Below are 18,336 nucleotides of genomic sequence, written 5' to 3' on the forward strand. Positions count from 1 at the left end.
CTGAGCCTTTCTTCCCAATCATTGGTGGTGGTGATAAGAATTTTGTGATGATGATTTTAACGATTTTTCACATTGTCGAGATAGACGTCGTTTTGTTCTCCAGTGCCAGGTCTTTCCCGGTGACCACGTTGGCGTTTTGATAGGCGGTGCATCCACACCGTCGTATCGTGATTGTTGTGGATTATTGGCTGTAATTCGTTGCCCGATATGGTGTTTTTGTGCCTGATATCGCTACTGACGAGTAGGAGTGGGAAACTCAAGGGATGGAACGAGCCGGCGCATGCGGTAAAACAGCCTTGGGGCGCGATGCGCATGCACTGGCACCCGCTGTCCGTCGTCAGCTGCCAATGCAACGGGCAATAAACATGGTTGTTGTCACAGACCGCTGAACAATGACAAGACCATGCTGAACAGTAGTTGGTTGGTTAATCAGATTCACTGCCTTTTTTTCGTCTGTGGGTTTCCATGATTAGCTACCGTGCGGCTCATGCCGAAGACCAAGCGCGATTGAGCGTACCTGACAGGTGAACCATCAATGGCAGCCGCTAAGATTAGCTCACACTCGCGCAGGAAACAGGGATACCCATGGCTAATTTTATGATTTCACTTAAAGTGAAATCAAGAGCAAGACATCCCGTTTTTTTGTTTCGACTCGATGATACGTAGCATATCGTTTAAGCATTCTGTTTTCAAGTGACTTATGTTGTTTTCTGCTGCTTTTTTTATCACCTCTTATGCAATCTTTTGCATTTGGATATTTTTGATTTTTGAATTTTTGTGCAAATTAGCCAAGAATTTTAGGCATGGGGTTATTATGACCTTTAGTGATGGCTAGACGGTAGCCGGCGGGTGTTGGGCTAGCTGCCAGCAAAAAGCAGGGCATCCGCCGAGGATTCGGCGGATGCCCTGGTGGTTTATGATGGAGTACTGCCCGGGTGGGCTTGGGCTTGGCTATTCTTCAGGGTTGAGGAAGAGCCAGTAGGCGCGGCCGGGGAGGAGTGTCTGTGCACGGACGTATTTGCCGTTTTGCCATTCCCAGGCGGTGATGGTTTCTGGAACCGATATTTCGTGTAGTGGTCCGGTGAAGGTCCACTCGCCGGGGGTGAGCTGTGGGATTGCCGGTTCCTGGTTGGCGCAGAAGAGTCCGCGCAGCTGTGGAGCGGCGGCCGGATCAGCGCAGAAGACCCAGAGTGCGGTACACATTGGTGGCTCGCCATTGGTGATGACTGTGGCGCCGTTGACGACCTTGGAGCGTGGCATGTTGGTGAGGCCGACCTGGGTGCTTGGGGTGATGGCGTCGAATGGCAGGAAGATGGCGTTCCAGCCGGGCTGCCAGGCGTAGCCGGGGTTGTCGAAGGCAAAGGTCCAGGTTTGCGCATGGGTGCCGGCGCCAGGGAGGCCGGAGAGGGCCTTGTGGAGGCCGTCGAGGGTGATGGTGAGGTTGAAGTCGCCATCATCGTCGACCAGTTCGAGGAGGTTGTGGACGATGTAGCTGTTGGCGTTCATGCGGGTCATCACGAGTTGCGGGCAGGGTTTGCCGGCGAAGTTCAGGGCAATGTCCTCAATGGTGAATTCGCCATCGACGATTTCATCGCTGAAAGTGATGGTGAGACTGTCGTCATCACCGGGCTTGGTCGGCTTGTCGGTGATGGCGACTGTAAGTGGTATGGTGTCAATTAGCAGGGGCAGGGTGACTGTGGTGGACTGGTTGCCAGCCGGATCGCTGATGGTGAGTATGAGTGTGTAAAGTCCCGCATCACGCAGGTCAACGGGGATGAGCGTTTGGAGGGGCTCTTCGGCTGGCCGGTCGGCTTGATAGAGATTCGTCGGAGCATCTGAGCCAGGCAAGCTGTATGACAGATCGATATGTACGGGCGCTTCAGACAGCAGGAAGCCCAGCGCAAACTCCTCGTTGTCAGCCAGCCAGGTGATACCGTCGTCGGCGAATTTGCCGTGGTCGGGAGTGACAATCGGATTGGTAACGGTGGGGGCGGTGTTGTCAATGACGACTGTTTGGTTGAGGGCGGTGCTGTTACCGGCCTGGTCTGTGGTGGTGATGACCAGGGCGTGGGTGCCTTCGGCCAAGTTAAAGGCCAAAGCGAAGACCTGGACATCGCCGGCGCAGGTTTTTTCGCCGAGAGGAGTCGTGCCTTCGGCGATGGTGATGGTCAGTAGCTTCTCTGAGAGATCACCAGAGAGGGTAAGGTTGGCATCGGCGGCTAGCTGGGTGATAAAGTCGGTGGTGGTGCCGGTGTCAGGAGTCATGGTGAGATTGGCTACGGTGGGCAACGTGTTGTCGATGACCACGGTTTGCTCAAGGATGATGGCGTTGCCGGCTGCGTCCGTGGTGGTGACGACGATGGTATGGCTGCCTTCGGCGAGCGGGAAGGCCAGTGCGAAGGCCTGGTCGTCGCCCTCGCAGGTCTTGGTGCCCAGGATGGCGTCGCCCTCGGCGACGGTGACGGTCAGGAACGTCTCAGGCAGGGTGCCGCTGAGGGTGAGATGGGCGTCGTCGGCGAGTTGGGTGATGAAGTCGCCGGTGGCGCCAGTGTCCGGTGTGATTGCCAGATCGGTGGTGGCTTCTGGCGCGGTGTTGTCGATGGCGACTGCCTGGTTGAGGACCGTGCTGTTACCGGCGACGTCGATGGTGGTGATAACCAGGTCGTGCGTGCCTTCGGCAAGCGGGAAGGTAAAGGCGAAGGCCTGGTTATCGTCCGCGCAGGTCTTGGTGGCCAGGACGGTCTGGCCTTCGCTGACGGTGACGATGAGCAGAGTTTCGGGTAGAGTTCCGCTGAGGGTGATTTGGGCATCGGCCGCGAGCTGGGTGATGAAGTCACCGGCGGTGCCAGTGTCGGGGGCGATAGCCAGATCGGTGGTGGCGGCCGGCGCGGTGTTATCAACCACGACATTGGCTAGTTCGTTGTCGCTGCTGTTGCCGGCTGCGTCAGTGAGGCGGACGACGAAGGTGTAGGTTTCGTCTGGCAGGTATGGCAATGCGGCGCTGAAGGCCGTGTCGTCGTCCTGGCCGTACTGGTGAGTGCCGAGTTCGTCCAGGAGTCCTTCGGCGGTCTTGCGGAACCACTCGGCTTTGAGGCCCTTCTCGGGCAGAGTGCCGACGATGGTGAGTACGGGTTCTTCGCCTTCGCGGGGTTCGGAGCGGAAGAACATACCGAGTGGCGGTGCATTCTGGCTGGTGATGAGATCGCTATCGGAGCGGCCGGTGTCGGGAGCGATGGCCAAGTCGGTCATGAGGGCCGGGGTACTGTTGTCGACGGCGATGTCAAGACTGACAGTGGTACTGTTGCCGGCCGGGTCGCTGATGGTGAGCACGAGCGTGTAGCGGCCCTCGTCACGCAGGTCGACGGGTATAAGCGTTTGGAGGGGCTCTTCGGCGGGCCGGTCGTGTGCGAACAGATCAAGCAACGTTTCCGAGCCTTCCACACGATAGGCCAACGCAATATGCACGGGGCGTTCCGGGAGCAGGAAGGCCAGCGCGAGCTCTTCGTTATCCGAAAGGGAGGTGATGCCATCGGTAGCGGACAGCCCGTGGTCGGGTGTGAGGGCCAGATTCGCGGGAGCAGCTGGCGCCGTGTTGTCGATGACCACTGTTTGGTTGAGGATGGTTTGGTTGCCGGCGGCGTCCGTGGTGGTGATGGTTAAGTCATGGGTGCCTTCGGCGAGGTTGAAGGCCAAAGCGAAGGCCTGGTCGTCACCGACGCAAGTCTTGGTACCCAGGATGGTCGCGCCTTCGGCGACGGTGACAGTCAGGAGCTTCTCTGGCAGCGTGCCGCTGAGAGTCAATTGGGCATCGGCCGCGAGTTGAGTGATGAAGTCGCCGGCGGTGCCGGTGTCGGGCGTGATGGCCAAGGCGCTGATGGCGGCCGGGGCGGTATTGTCAACGATCACCGTCTGGTTGAGGACCGTGCTGTTGCCGGCTGGGTCGCTGAGGGTAACCGCTATGACATGGTTGCCGTCAACCAGATCAACGTTGAACGTGTGAAAAGGCACCGCGGTGAGATTGGCAGGAGTTTGGGCGGAGCCGTTCAGATCAATCAGGACGGTGACGGGCACTTCGCTGCTTTCGATGCGGAATGCAAACGTGTTGTCTTGGGAGATGAAGTCACTGTTGGCACCGCCGGTATCGGGTGTCATGGTGAAGGTGACAAAAGTCGGGGCGGTGTTGTCAATGACGAAGGGCAGTTCTTCGCTGGTGCTGTTGCCGGCCAGGTCGGTGGTGACGGCGGTGATGATATAACGGCCTTCGCCGATACCGGTGGCGCCGAAGGTGAAGCCAGTGAGGTCATCAGCAGCGAAGGTTTTGGAACCGCCGAGGTCAGTAGCGGCGCGATTGGCGCTGGCAACGCAGCTGACGGTGATGCGGCTGGGCGTTTCCGTGACTTGGGCGCTGAAGGTCAGGGTTTCGTCCAAGGCTAGTTTGGTGATGCGGTCGCTGGTGTTGTCACCGGTGTCGGGTTCGATGCTGCTGTCGATGAGGGCAAGGGGCGCTGTGTTGTCGATGACCAGCGAGAGCTCTTGCTCGGTGCTGTTGCCGGCTTCGTCCTTGACCAGGAGGATGAGAGTATAGCTTCCCTCGGCCAGGTTGAAGGCGATGCTTAGGGCGGTGCTGCCGTCTTCAGGGACGAAGATGTCGTCGGAGAGGGCGGTGCGGTCGCCGCCAGCGGCGGGCTCTACGAAGAGCTGGTAGCTGCAAGGGAGCTCCGGCAGGTTGCCTGCGAGGGTGAGGTCCTCGTCCACGGCCAGCTGGGTAACGCGGTCGCTGGCGGACAGGCCGGTGTCTGGTGTCAAGGTAAGGTTGGCGATAGCCGCAGGCGGCGTGACGTCATTGCCCCAGGCGATGGAGCGTAGGCCGGTACCGCTGGTGCCGAGAATGTCCTTGATAGTGGTGGCGTCAAAGCGCAGGGAATAGAAGTCCACCAGAGCTGGCAGAATGCCTAGGCCTTTGATGAAGAATTCGCCGAGGTTGACGGGATCCTGTTCAATGGTGACGCCGGCGGGGAGAACGATGACCTGGCCGTTTTTCTTGAGGCGCAGGCCGGCGGCGGTGACGGTTTCGGGATCGACATTGCCCAGGAAGCTGAGTTTGACGTCGAATTCGCCTTCCATGCCGGCTTCGGGGACGATACGTTCCATACTGAAGAGACTGGGGGCGGCGCCGTTGCTGCCACCAAAGTCGTGTTGACGGACCCACATGAGCTGCTTGCCGACGGCGCCGAAGAAGCCTTCGGGATCGGCAATACCAGCGCATTGGACGGTGAGGACGAAGAAGCCGTCCTGGCTGGTGAAGGCGCTCAGGCCGGAGATGATATAGCTGAGCTCGAACTCATCTTCGGTATCGGCAGTGATGGTCAGTTCGGCGGCGAGTTCAGCGGGGGTGATGAGCACGCCCTGGCGGCGGAGCGTCATGTCGTCGGTGGTGAAAGTGGCCGGGTCGATCTTGGTATTGAACATGACCGTGACTTCATCAACATCACCCGCGACAATGTAGTTGCTGACATCTTCGTTGTTGGAGCTGAAAGCGGCGAATTGGGTGACTCTGATGGCAGCATCGGGGAGCTTGGTCAGCGCGATGGTGTAGCTGTAAGTGCCCACGCTGAGGTAGTCCATCACGTGCAGTTTGTTTTCATTGATGGGGTCGGCGCCGTCGGGGATGGTGCGGTCAGTCTGCCAGCAGTTGCGGAAGGGCAGTTCAATGACGGCGCGAGTGGGGGTGTCGTTGCGGCTGGTCACGGCGACTTCGTAGCGGCGTTCGCCAGGCATGGAGCCGGTGTTGGCCGGGTCGTCCATGGCGAGGTAATGCCAGCCGGCCAGGAGCGCTTCAATCTCGAAGGTCACTGTGGCCGTATCCCCGTTGAGGTTGAAGGTTGGTCCGCTGAGGATTGTGTGGTTGCTGGTGAGGACTTCGGCGCTTTGGGCGTTGTCCTGGAACCAGATGGTGTCCGGCGTATCCGCGGCATCAACAAAGTCATTGACCAGGAAGATTGTGGTATCGCGGTCGAGTGCTTTGCCGCTGCGGATGAGCTCGTGGATGTCAACGGATTCGATCAGGCTGAGCTCGGGGTTGCCGTTGCTGTTAAGGTGGGAGTACTTGGCTTCCATGTCGATGAAGTGCCCGAGCAATGAGCTGGTGAGCCACCATTGGGCGAGTCCGGTGGTTTTGGCCTGAATGTCCCCAAGGTTGACTTGGCCCAGGGGAGCATTGTTGGGTTGGCCGTTGAGCATGGATGCCTCGGTGTTGTAATCCCACAGGGCAAATTCAATGAGCGAGTCCTTTTCGTTGTCGATGATCTTGGGCTGACCAGAGTCGATGCGGAAGTTCTTGGCGATGCCGTAGCCGTCGTTGTAGACCAGCGCGGAGAGTTCGGCGGGGTAGGACGGCTCAATGACGGTCCTGGTGAGCGGGTCGTCGCCAAGCACGTCGCGCTGCAGGAAGTAGTGTATTTGCAGGCTGGGGCTCGGGTTGACGGTGAGGGTGCTGGGCGTGAGTTCGATGGTCGCCGTCGCGCCGGAGAAGGGATTGATGTAGGTGAGGGTGCCGCCGAAATTGTAGACGACGGGCGTTTCTGGCGCCGCGCCGCGTTCGGGAATGAAGCGCACCATGGCGGAGCCAGTGGCCTTGGCGGCGAGGGTGCCGGTGCCGTCAATGGCGGTGATGCCGTTGAACTTGTCGCTGAGGGTAAGGACCTCGAAGAGTTCGGTGCAGTCTTCGCCGGCGGTGTTGGTGACCTTGACCGTCAGGCCGAGGGCGGTGATCGGCAGGGTTTCATGACCGTTGGTCATGGTCAGGGTGCCGTCAAAAGCCTCGCGGGTCATGCTGATCTTCTGCTTGATTTCCAGAGTAACCTTGGCGCAGACCGAGGGTGAGTTTTTCGACTGTTCTTCGGTGTAGGCGTATTGGGTCCGGACCAGTTCGTGCACGTTTTCGTAACCGGCGGCCTTGGCGTCTTCTTCGCACTGCTCAATTTCATTATTGATGCCGAGGAGTTTTGCCAGGCTGATGATGGGATCGCCATTGCCGTCGGTATCGCCGGGCAGGTCGGCGCCGGGCCCACCGGGCAGACTTTGCCAGTAGGCCATGGTGCGGTTCCAGCGAGCGACGAAGGCGGCAAGATCTTCAAGGGTCACGTTGTCAGGCAGCACCGCAATGAGCTCTGGGGCGTTTTCGGCGATGACCGGCGCTGTGCCGTCTGGGCCGGCGATGGTGAGTAGCTTGAAGACTTTGTTGAAGGCGCTGAGTTGGGCGTTTTCAGCTTCCAGCCAGATGTCGTCGCCGTAGTATTCGATGAGGGCGGCGGCGTGGTGTCCGGCCTGGCGGTAGCCGATGAAGGCGATGTCCTGGGCTTCTTCCACCCAGCTGGGAGCGCCGGTGGCGCGCGTGCCACGGGTGCCGGATTCGCTGAAGCCAACGCCCATGCCGGGGACGGGCCAGGGTGTTGGCGGCTTACCGTCGAGGCCGTCGCAGGCACTCATAAAGCCGCGGATACAGCCGAGAATATTGGCAAATTTGCCATAGGTGCCTTCAGCGACGCAGCCGAGGCCGGCCAGCGTTGCATCGGTGCCAATGTTGACCCATCCCTCGACGCCCTTATCGTAGTTGCTGACCAGACTGATGATGGCGTCGACGACGCCAAGAACGCAGCCGATGGGCAGGAAGCCCAGGCCGCATTTCAGGGCGGAGCTGAGTAGGCCGTTTTGGCAGGGTATGCAGCTTTCAGGCAGAGAGGGCAGCGAGGGAATGCTGGGTTGGGTAACCCAGGCGGTGCCAACGTAAGGCACGCCCGGTGAGAAGCCGCCACCGCCAATGCCACCGCCGCCCCAGTTTGCGGGCGGGCAAATGCGCAGCTGCATTTGTTTTTCATAGCGGTGCCATTTGAAGTCCTTGCCACACTCGTAGTAGTACACGGTGACAGAGCTGGTGGTGCAGGGGTCTTCGGCGCGAGTTGCGGATGCGGCGCGGCGGACGATGACGGGCAGAACGGTCGCCTGCTGTGGCAGCAGCGTCTGGCCATCGTCTGGCTGGGTGCATTCGAAGGTGAAGCTGCCGGCGTTATAGAAGTCGAGGCGGACGTTATGGGCGGCGATGAGGCCTTCGTTAGTGAGCACGGCGTTGACCATGCGAGTGGTGCCGGGGAGCATGTCGGTGAAGTTGGTGGGCATGTCCGTGCGTACGACTGGCATGGGCACATTGGTTTCATAGACGACGGTGAGCACGACCTCGTATTCGTCTTCGATTTCGGTGGGGACGACGTCCCATTTGTAGGAGATGGCCTGGAAGCTGAGGAAGAGCTCGACGGTGGCCTGTTGTCCCGGGGCGATGTCAATGATGTCCGTGGCGCTTTCATGCTGATCGGCGCTGATGACGATCAGGGCTTTGCCGACGGGGATGTTTTCGATGATGCAGAACGCGTCTTCGCCGGTATTGCCGGAGCCGAGGATAGCGCCGGTATAGGGATTTTTGACGGTGACGGTGGCATTTTTAAGGCGGGGTTCGTTGCCTTCCTCGAAGTAGGTGTATTCGTCGACGGCTGAGACGCGGATGGAGCCCTTGTCTTCGGAGACGGCCATGGCACGGAAGGGCAGGCGGACGCCGTCCTGGGCATTGGCGGCGTTGATGGCGATGGCGCCGCTCAGCGGCATGCCGAGGGCGGTATTGTCATCGCCGCGCAGCTGGAGGGACATGGTGGCAGAGCCGCCGGCGGGGATGCTGGCCATGGTGGTGCCAGAGGCGATGGTCAGCCATGACAGCGTGGGCGCGGTAATGGTGATGGGGCCGGTTTCGATAGCGCCAGTGTTGCTGATAGTGACGTCAACCAGGCGACTGACGCCAATCTGCATGGTGGTGTCAATGCTGACGGGATTGACACTGAGTTTGGCAAATTGCGGAATGGCGAAGAAGTAGATGGGGATGTTCAGCTCTGCGCCCTCGGCGCTGGTGAAGCGCAGGAGCGGTCGTTGATAATCGCGGCCGGGCGTTGCTGCGGTTGCGGTGACGCTGTAGTTGATGACGATGCTTTCGCCGCCGGCGAGGGTGTCAGGCAGGTCTGGGAAGCTGGTCAGGATGCTGTCGAGGGCTGGCACGGGTAGCATGAGCTCGGGATCGGGCAAAGCTACGCTGGCCTGGATGCCGGTGAGCGGGGTGGTATTGGGGTTGCTGATGGTCATGCTGAAGTTGCTGGGCGTGTCGGTGGTGACATTCCAGAAGATATAGGAGTTGCCGCCGGCACGGTAGCCGAAGCTGAGGACGTCGAATTCCTGCTGTTTGGCCTTGGTGTCGGTGCCGGGGTAGCAGGCGCCGGCGATGACATGGCCGCGTTCGGCCTGGGCGGGCGTGTAGGTGACGCTGAAATTGCCATTGGCGTCACTGGTGGCAGTGATGACGCGGCGGTAGTCGCCGATGACCACGTAGACATCAAGGTCGACGTCGGCAACGGGCGTAGCATTAGTGGCGGACTTGGTGACCGTGCCGGTCAGTTCGAGGGTCTCGCTGGGAAGAATCCAGGTGCCCTCGGCGATGGGGTCAAGGACCGGGTTGTAGGACGCGTCGATGCTGAATTGGCCGCTCCAGGTCTGGTTGTCAAAGGTGCTTACTTCGCGCAGCGAGCCATTGGGATTGACGACGACGCAGAAACGCCAGTCGTTGGCGGGGGCGAGGTCGTCCAGGGGGACGTTGAAGATGGTGTCGATGCTGCCACCCTTGGGGAGCGGATGGTCGTTGCTGACGACGATATGGGAGGACATGAGCAGGGTATTGTTGCTGATGCTGCTTGTACGCGACGCGTGGACGGCGATGGGTATTTGCATGCCGATGGGCGCGTCCATATTGCCGCCATTGAAGAGGGTGAAGGGCAGCTGGTGGACGCTGTCGGATTCAAGCGCCTGCGCGGGGGTACTCAGGTTTTTGATGGAGTAGTCAGGGAAACTCAGGTCGCTGACCATGGCCCAGCCGGTACCTGGGGAGTAGCCGTTTGCATCGGCGAAGATGGAGATGACTTGATTGCCATCAACCTTGCCGTCGTTGCAGGCGAGGACGTCGATTTTGACGCTGTGCTGGCCGTCAGGAATGGTGACCAGAGACGCCGTGGGGTCATTTTCGGTGACGAAGGGCAGGCGCGCGCCGTCCAGCCAGAACTGGATTTCGCCGCCGTCGTCGGCCGTAGCGGAGCCGCTGACATAGGCCGTGATAGTGATGGGAAGGTCACCCGTTGGCACCTCGTCGTTGCGGCTGATGGTGAGGGCCTGAAGGTGGAGTTCATCCCGTTCTGGGAGAGTCGAGGGTGAAATGACGACGGCAAGTGCTTGGCCGTCGTTGTCCCAAAGGATCAGATCGGCCGCAATGGGGCGTTCACCGAGGCCATCGGTGGGTTTGCCGTTGCAGTTGCAGGATGCGCTCATGGCAACGGTGCCGGAGAGGGTGACCAAGCGGCCACGGGAGAGCTGATTTTGATTCTCGTCAACGAGGTAATCTTCCAGGACGGCATTGTCTATGACGCCGACGGGGAACTGGGTGAATTCGCGGCCGGCGGGAATAAGGATGGAGTTGGCTGGGAGCAGGAGGGCCTGCGCTTCGCTAACACTGAGGTAGACGGTGAGGGGTTTGGTGAGGTCGATGGGATTGCCGTCGAGGGCGATACGGCGCAGGGTGGCAATGGTGGCGTTGGGGCCGGCGGCTTCAGATACCTCAATGGGTGAGAAACTTAATTGCACACCGGGAACGACAGCCGAGTAGATGCCAGTGAAGTTGACGCTACGGTTGGCGATGACGGTGACCTGGCGATCGGCGGGGGTGAGCCAGCCGGCAACGGCTTGGAATTCAATGGTGTAGTCGCCGGCTTCGAGGTTTTGGGTAGTGGCGCTGCTTTGCCAGTCGAGCGTGCCTTTGACGCGCCAGGCGCCAGCAATTTCCGAGGGACTGAGGTAGCCGGTGAGATTGCCCTTGGTGATCAGATTGAAGGTTTTGGACAAGGTAATTGCGTCGCCGACATTGAGGGTAATAGCTTCGCCCGCGGGGGCAATCCAGTCGCCGTACACGCTGTAGCCGACATTGTAGGTGCCGACATCCAGGGTGCGAGTGTTTGCCTGTGGGTTGTCTGGCTGAAACCAGACTTGGTAGCCATTGTTGAGGTGGTAGTACAGGTAAGGGAAGGGGATGCCATCGGGCAGTATCGCCGGATTGGTACTAAAATCCATGGTGACGGTAGCGGTCTGGGCGAAGGTGGCGGTGAGGGCGATGCCTGCGTCGGTCAGGGCGATGGAGCGGCTAGCTCCGGCGTAGCCGTCAGACCAGCTGACGAAACGGTGGTTGGCGGCAGGCCGGGCCTCAATGGTGTAGCGGTAGCCAACGGCATAGGTGCCAGTGGTTGCGAGGCTGTTGTCGTTCTTGACCACGCCGGCCTGGCAGCCCCAGTCGCCTTGGCCTTCGGCAATGCCGATGGTGATGTCGGCTTCGCTGGAGAATTCGGCCTGGAAATTCAGGTCGCGGTCGACGGTGATGGTTTGGGTCGCGTCGGTGTTGGCGGTATAGGCGTAGCCATTACGCCACCATTTGATGAATTGGGCGCCGGCGTGTGGCGTGGCCGTGAAGGTGATTTGGGTGCCGGAGTCAATGGTGGCGTTGTTGAGGGCGCCCTGGGTGATGGCGCCGAAGTTTTCTGACCCGGGGTAGATACCCACCGATACTTGGTGGGTTAGTACGAAACTCCCGTACAGGTCGATTAACGTATCGGCGGTGCTGATGCTGACGACGCGAACGGGGTTGGTTGGATCGGCGAGGGCGGTGGCGCCATCGTCGGTCCAGCGGTCGAAGCGGTAGCCTTGCGCTGGGACAGCGGTGATGGTGACTTGCCTGGGAGTGTCAGTGACGGCGTAATCGCCAGTGCCGGTGAAGCTGTTGGCCCAGTAATAGTTACCACTGCGGAAGGCCCTAATGCGGATATAGCGTTCGAATTCGGCGGTGAAGGTGTAAGTGCCGCTGGTTTCCGGATTGAAGGTGCGGTTGTATTGGGTGTTGCCGTCCGTCCATTGGACGAAGCGCCAGTAATAGCCTGAGTAGGTGTATAGGGACAAGGACGCTTCGGTGCCGAGGTCGTAGGTGCCGGCGCCGTAGAGATAACAGCCCTGGCAATCAGCCGGTTCTTTGTTGAGAATGACCGTGTAGGTGGGCACGAAGCGCACGGAAAAGTTATTTTCCTCGGGATTTTCGCTGATGGTGAAGTAGCGGGTGTTTTGGCTGACGTCGTCGTGCCAGACGGCCCGGTAGTGCTGGGGTGGGGTGACGGTGACGACGATGGTTTGACCGACATCAAAGTTGCCGGTGATGGGCAGTTCCGCGCCGGTGTACCGGTTAGTTAAGACGATAGTGGTGCCTTCGGGGCTGTCTGGCGCCAGTGAGGCCTGATAGCTGCTGACGCGGATGAAATTGGCGTAGTAACGATTGTAGTCAGTGTTATCACTGACAGTAATGTTAATGGTTGCGTCGGTATTATTATATACCCAGTAATATTGACTCCAGCTGTGCAGTCGTGCATTGGCATTGGCTGTGGCCGTAAGGGTAAGAGCCGTGCCGACGGGGAAGCGCTTGCCGGCTTGGAGATCGGCGAGGGGTATTTCGTTGCCATCGCTGTCAGTGACCACGATGTTGCCGAGGGTTTCGTCGCCTTCTTCGTAGAAATCCACCGTGACCGTTGACCATCTGGCGAAGAGGGCGTTGGTGTAGAAATAGTAGCTGTCGTTGGCAAGATTTGCCCAAGTCAGCTGTAGATTCCGTGCGGGATTGCGGTCTTCGTCTTCATCGATAACGTTGTTGCGATTGTCATCCCAACCGAGGAAGACAAAGTCATCACTTTCGGGTGTAGCCGTCAGGGGAATGTCAATGGCGGTATCGGGATCAGCGACGTCATAGACGCCACCACCGGTGATTGTGCCGCCGCCGTAGAGACTGCTGGTACTGCTGGCGACGAGGTAACGCGCCGTAGTATTGACTCTGATGATGCGTGAAAATTGCGCCGTGTAGGTTCTGTCGCGGTCGGCGGCGGAACAGGTGAAGCTGCGGCTGTCGGGAATGGGTGCGGTTTCGGGGTCGTCGTCATCGTCAAGCCAGCGGTTAAAGCGCCAGCCGTAGTTGCTGTAGGCGGAAAGAGTCACGTCTTGGCCAAGGGCATATTTCCGGTTGCCGTAATAGATTGTGCCGGCGCCGTAGGGATCGACGATGGTGGTGATATAGGCTGCTTCGACGAACTGCGCGGTGTAGGTATTTGGGTCTTCGGGCAGATCGGTGGGGTCTTGGATGGTGACGGTGCGGGAGGTACTGGTGTAGTTGGTGCCGTTGTCGCTCCATCTGGAGAAGAGGTAGTTGCTGTTCTCCTGGGCTCTGATCACGACGTCTTGGCCGACGATGACGTTAAAGATGCTGCCTACGACATTGTCGGCGTACATCACGCCGCCGACTGTGGGATCGCTGAGCAACGTAAGGGTACAACGGTTACTGCCGGCGCGGAAGTCATCTATGGCGATATACGGGCCGCTGAAGTCGGATTCAGGGGGTGTCAGTGTCCATACGGCGGTATAGGTCCCGGCGGGCAGTGTGATAGTATGCCGCCACCAGTTGTTCTTCAAGTAAGTCGAGGTTTTTTGGTATGGGTATTCGTCATCGTTTGCATCAAAGATGTGCAGCGTGGCGCGGCTGTCGGTCTGGTTGTAATAGGAGTAATATTGCTTGAAACTGACTACGCCTTCTTCCTCCATGGTAAAGTCGAGGAACAGGGATGATGTTTGTCCAGGGTGCAGGCGGTCGGTGCCGACGGCCGGCGAGTATTTGTCTGTGCTGTCGTATATGTTTTTATTCATCCATGGCTGGTCACCTTCGGTAAGGAAGCTGAAGCCCTCCATGCCCAGGCCAACGGCGGCATTGAACTCATCGGTATTGACAAGCGTGCGGCGGGCGATGGGGCTGCAGGGGACGTACACGCCGTCAATGTCGCGGAAGGCGCGGGCGGTGAAAGTCGTTGTCGTGGTGATGGTCAGGGGATTTTCGGAGAGGCTTGCGGCCGTGGGGTAGGTCTCGTCGGTGGTGTAGAGAACGATGGTGTCGGTATCACTGGTGAAACTGACTTCGACGGTCCCAGTGAAACTGTCTGGTGATGCTTCGCGGGTCACGTCTTGGCGGGTGATGACCGGTGCGCCCACGGCAGGATAGGCGATGGGAAGGAATGGCGTGCCGCTGTTGTAATAGCTGGCATAGTTGTTTTGGTAGAAGGTCCAGCTGCCATAGCCGGTACCATAGGTGTCATCGTGGTTGTAGGGATAGTAGACGGTGGTCCAGAAGGGAACTTGGGGGACTTGGTTGGGTGGCGTGCCGGTGTAGAATAAACTTGTCAGGTTCAAACAGGTATCCAAGCCGTTTTCGCTGTAGAAGTTATATGTGGTGAAGTAGTGCGACGGGAAAGTGATGCTTTGGACGAAGGGATTCCACGCGAAGGCGGTAATGTCAAGGGAAATAACGCTCAGGCCGCCATCGCCTTGGCTAGGGATGACAACATGTGTATCGCTGCCTATATAATTGACTAGTCTGAGGGTTTGGGAAGGCACTTCGCCAAGAATCTCGTATTGGAAACTGGTTTCGCCGGCAGGAGTCCAGGTGACGCGGTCCAAATAAAAGCTTTGAGTGTCGGCATAGCTAGTGATGTAGTCGACTGTCCAGGAAAGGTTGTGCTGGCCCTCGCCGATAAGAAAGTACGCTTTTATCCAGCTGCTCGTGCCGCTATAGGTGAGCTTACTGACCTCGTCAATGGCAAATGTGAAATCAAGGTCGCTCCAGCGATCGTTGCCCCGCCACCAGAAGCTAAGCAGTCCAGGGCCGGTGACGGTTGTTCGCAGCCATGACCCTTCGATGCGGCCGTCGTCAACAAAGGATTGCATGACATCGTTGGTTGCAGCGGCGTAATCGCTGGTACTGAGGGGCGACCAGGGTAGGGCAGCGTTGGTTGTGAAGACCAAATCGTCGTTGTTCAGAGCGGCATTGATGGCGGCAGTGTCGAGATATTGTCTGACGATAGTCGGGCCGCAGGGGGTTTCTTCGCGGGTGAGGGCGCGGTAGGGCGTCAGCGATACCGTGGCGTTGCCGCCGGTGAGGGTGATGATGCCATTTTCGACGGCGGGGCTGACCGGTGTCGGCTCGCTGCCATCCAGGGTATAGCGGAGGGTGACACCGCTGGTGTCGTCGCTCTCCATGCCTGCAACGAGGATGAGTTGGTTGCGGAAGAAGGGTTCGTCATCGCCGCTGACGCCGTCCTGGCGGCCTAGAGTCGGAAGGACGACAGCGCCATTGATCATATTTACGGCATAGCCGCCGTAGGTGGGTGGGTCGTCATCGTAGTCCAATTTGTCTTCCCACGACTGCTGGAAGGTCGAACTGTAATTGATCACCATGGGGCCGCCCTGTTCGTCTGTTTCGATGAGGTCCGGTGCGGCGCCGAGGAAATAGGCGTTGGCTTCCTTGAAAAGCCACCCTTCGCATTGGAGTGAGGTGACATAGAGGGAAGTCACCGATGCGGGCACAATTAGCAGGCTGGGCGTGAGCCGTTCGTCGTCAAAGCCGGCCAGGTACGAATTGGCAAACGCGTAGGGCCCGATCTGCTCGGTGCCATCGGGAATGCGATAGTTGGGTGTTTTACTGGCGGGCCAGGCAACGAGGGTCTTGCCATCGGCGCTGAACAGAACGCCATCGACGGCTTTCAGATAGGCGTTGCCTGCGGCGACCTCATAGGCGGTGAGCAGTGAGATGTAGTTCCAATGGGGGAATCCCGAGAATGCCGTAGGGTGAATGCTTTGCAAGGAAGCTGGTAACAAGACTGTCGCTACGCCAGATGACTGGAAAGCATTTTTGCCAATAGTTTCCAGTCCCTCGCTCAAGGTAACACTCATTGTGAGGCTTTCGGGGTGTCGTGCAAAACAGCCTTCGGGAATGACCTTGAGCCCCGGTGGGGTGACTACATTCGCAAGGTTGTAGCTATAGGCAAAGGCGTATTTGCCCAAGGTGGTAAGGTTGGCAGGCAGGGCGTCTTCGAAATCCGTGTTGAAAAACGCGTAATCGCCGATAGTGGTGACGCTGTCAGGGAGTACTGGCGAACGCATTTGCTGTGTGCTAAACCAGCCATAGCTACCGGCAAAGGCACCGGTATCAATGGTCACCAGGCCTGTCGGCAAAATTATAGCCCGAACGTCTTCTTGATACATGGCCAAGGGGGCTATTCGCTTGACTGTGTCAGGCATTTGTGATTCCGAGGTCGCTCTTGTCGGCAGGTGCGCGAAGGCATAGAGGACATCACCGGCGGTGTTCAGGAGATAGCCAGACTCGTCAACGTGGAAATTCGTGTTGCCGGCGTCAACGGTGATGACGTTATCCGGGCAGGGATGGCCGGCAAGACTGGAAAGATTGGCCGGCAAGTGCAGCGCGGTGCCGGCTACCCAAAGGCCCAGGGTGGTCAACGATGCCGGCAAGGTGAGGGACTGAAGTTGGCATTCGTAAAAGGCGCAATCCGCGATGTGAGTGACCCCCTCAGGGAGGGCGATACTGTCAAAGTAGAACAGGTATTGCTGCGTGTTAGCATCATAGTACTGATTCCAAGCCAAGACCCGGGTGCCGATGTGGGTTACACCATTGGGTATGGTGAGAACGCCGTCTACAGCCGCTGCTTTGGCGGCCTGCGTGGGCCAGAAAATCAAGTGGGTGCCGTTTTTGATTAGGGCGCCGCTGGTCGGGTCAACGGCGAAGTTGGCGTTACCCGCCGCTACGGTGATAACCAACTCGGTGTTGGGTTCATCCCGGCCGAAGAAGGGATTACCGTCACAGTCTTGCAGGGAGGCCGGAAGAGACACATTGGTCAAGCTATAGCTGGCTAGGCTCGCCTCGCCGATAAAGAGTACGCCCTCTGATACAGTGAGGGTAGAGACGCCGGTGTTACTGAAGCCTTTGGGATTCCAGTCGCTGGGCCCCTGGGGGCCCATGCCTAAATTAATAATTGGCCTGGTAACTCCTGGTCCAATGGCAATGACGGGCAGCCCACCCAGTGTCGTCGGGGTGGTTACGGTCTGCTCCTGGCCCCAATAGGCCGTGATGATTACGCCACTGGTGGAACCGTAGGTGTAGGGCTCATAATCGTAATCATCTTCCGGATCGGGAGCGTCCTGAGCGTGGGCAAACGCGCTGAAGACAAGAACCAAGGCCATGAGTGTCGTAAGTAAGGTCGAGGCCGGTCCACGGTTACGTTGTAAGGTCTTTTTCATGGTTTTGACTCCCTTCGTGATGCGCCCATGGGTCGAATAAATGAATGATATTTGAAAAGTGGTCGTCGTGCATAGAGAGATAAATCAGTCCGGCGGGGGGAAAATGGTCGGGACTGTAACAACGCTGACAATATTCTTTCACTTGTTGCTTAGTGACTCGTCGACAACAACATAATGAAAAAGACAGAATGCATTATCATGGGCAATATCGTCTACACGGCTAATGTAGAAGCAAAAAAAAGAATATACAAGTTCCTTAATGTCACTGAAAAACAGATTTTATTTTGCACATTCTTAAACATTTCTAAAATCAATCATTTTTAGAATATAACAGTGCGCTTTGTTTTAGTGCTAGGCATGCGAAGCCTCATATAGAACAATCCAATTGCTTGTTATAAATAGCAATAAAAGCAATTTCACTTCTTTATTTTGCAAATTCATTGGTCATGCTGGGCTGATTTTCGCAGTCGTCGGCGTGCAGGTCACATCGCAATGATGCTTGCTACATTGGCAGTCATGTTTCTGGTAATGCCTCACGCATTGCAGCCAGCCGTTCCCGCAGAGTCACATTTGTTTTCCGCGCCCACATGTCGTTAGGACTGCAGCAAAAATGCCAACCGGTCCCTGGGGACGCTTGGGACCGTGGGGACCGGTTGGCGCTGTGCTGAGGCGAGGACTCACGACTCATCAGGCATGGTCCCATGGATTGGCCCGTGGGTACTTTTGGACCGTGGGGAATGACGCATTGGACTCAGGGGACTGATTTACCGACGCCAGGGAACGGTGGGCCTGATTGGCTGAAGCCAGGGACTCCTGGAGCGCGCGCCGTCTTCCGGCCGTGGTGCGGGCTTTTAGCCCGCGCCGTCGCATGAGGCTAGCAAGCGTCCACTCGCGCGCCCGGCATCCCAGGCCGCGAAGCGGCAGAAGCGCTGAAAGCGCGAAACATACCAGCCTAGGGCAAGCGGCGCCGAAGGCGGAGCGACGCCCTGGGTAGAGTGTGATTATGGTTCGAGTTCCTCGGCCTCTTTGGCCGCAGTC

1 protein-coding gene is annotated in these 18,336 nt (G+C 58.3%); it reads right to left on the reverse strand.

The features are described 5' to 3' along the window. Positions 1-951: 951 nt before the first annotated feature. Positions 952-17,298: an Ig-like domain-containing protein gene (locus J3R75_RS16490; RefSeq protein ID WP_307263867.1), complete on the reverse strand. Its 16,347-nt coding sequence runs from the start codon at positions 17,296-17,298 to the stop codon at positions 952-954. Positions 17,299-18,336 lie beyond the last annotated feature (1,038 nt).

It is taken from the genome of Oligosphaera ethanolica, from assembly GCF_030814695.1.
GTDB classification, from domain to species: domain Bacteria; phylum Verrucomicrobiota; class Lentisphaeria; order Oligosphaerales; family Oligosphaeraceae; genus Oligosphaera; species Oligosphaera ethanolica.

Excerpts from the sequence above, each read along its gene's own strand:
- J3R75_RS16490 (WP_307263867.1), bottom strand. The coding sequence starts at position 17,298 with ATGAAAAAGACCTTACAACGTAACCGTGGACCGGCCTCGACCTTACTT.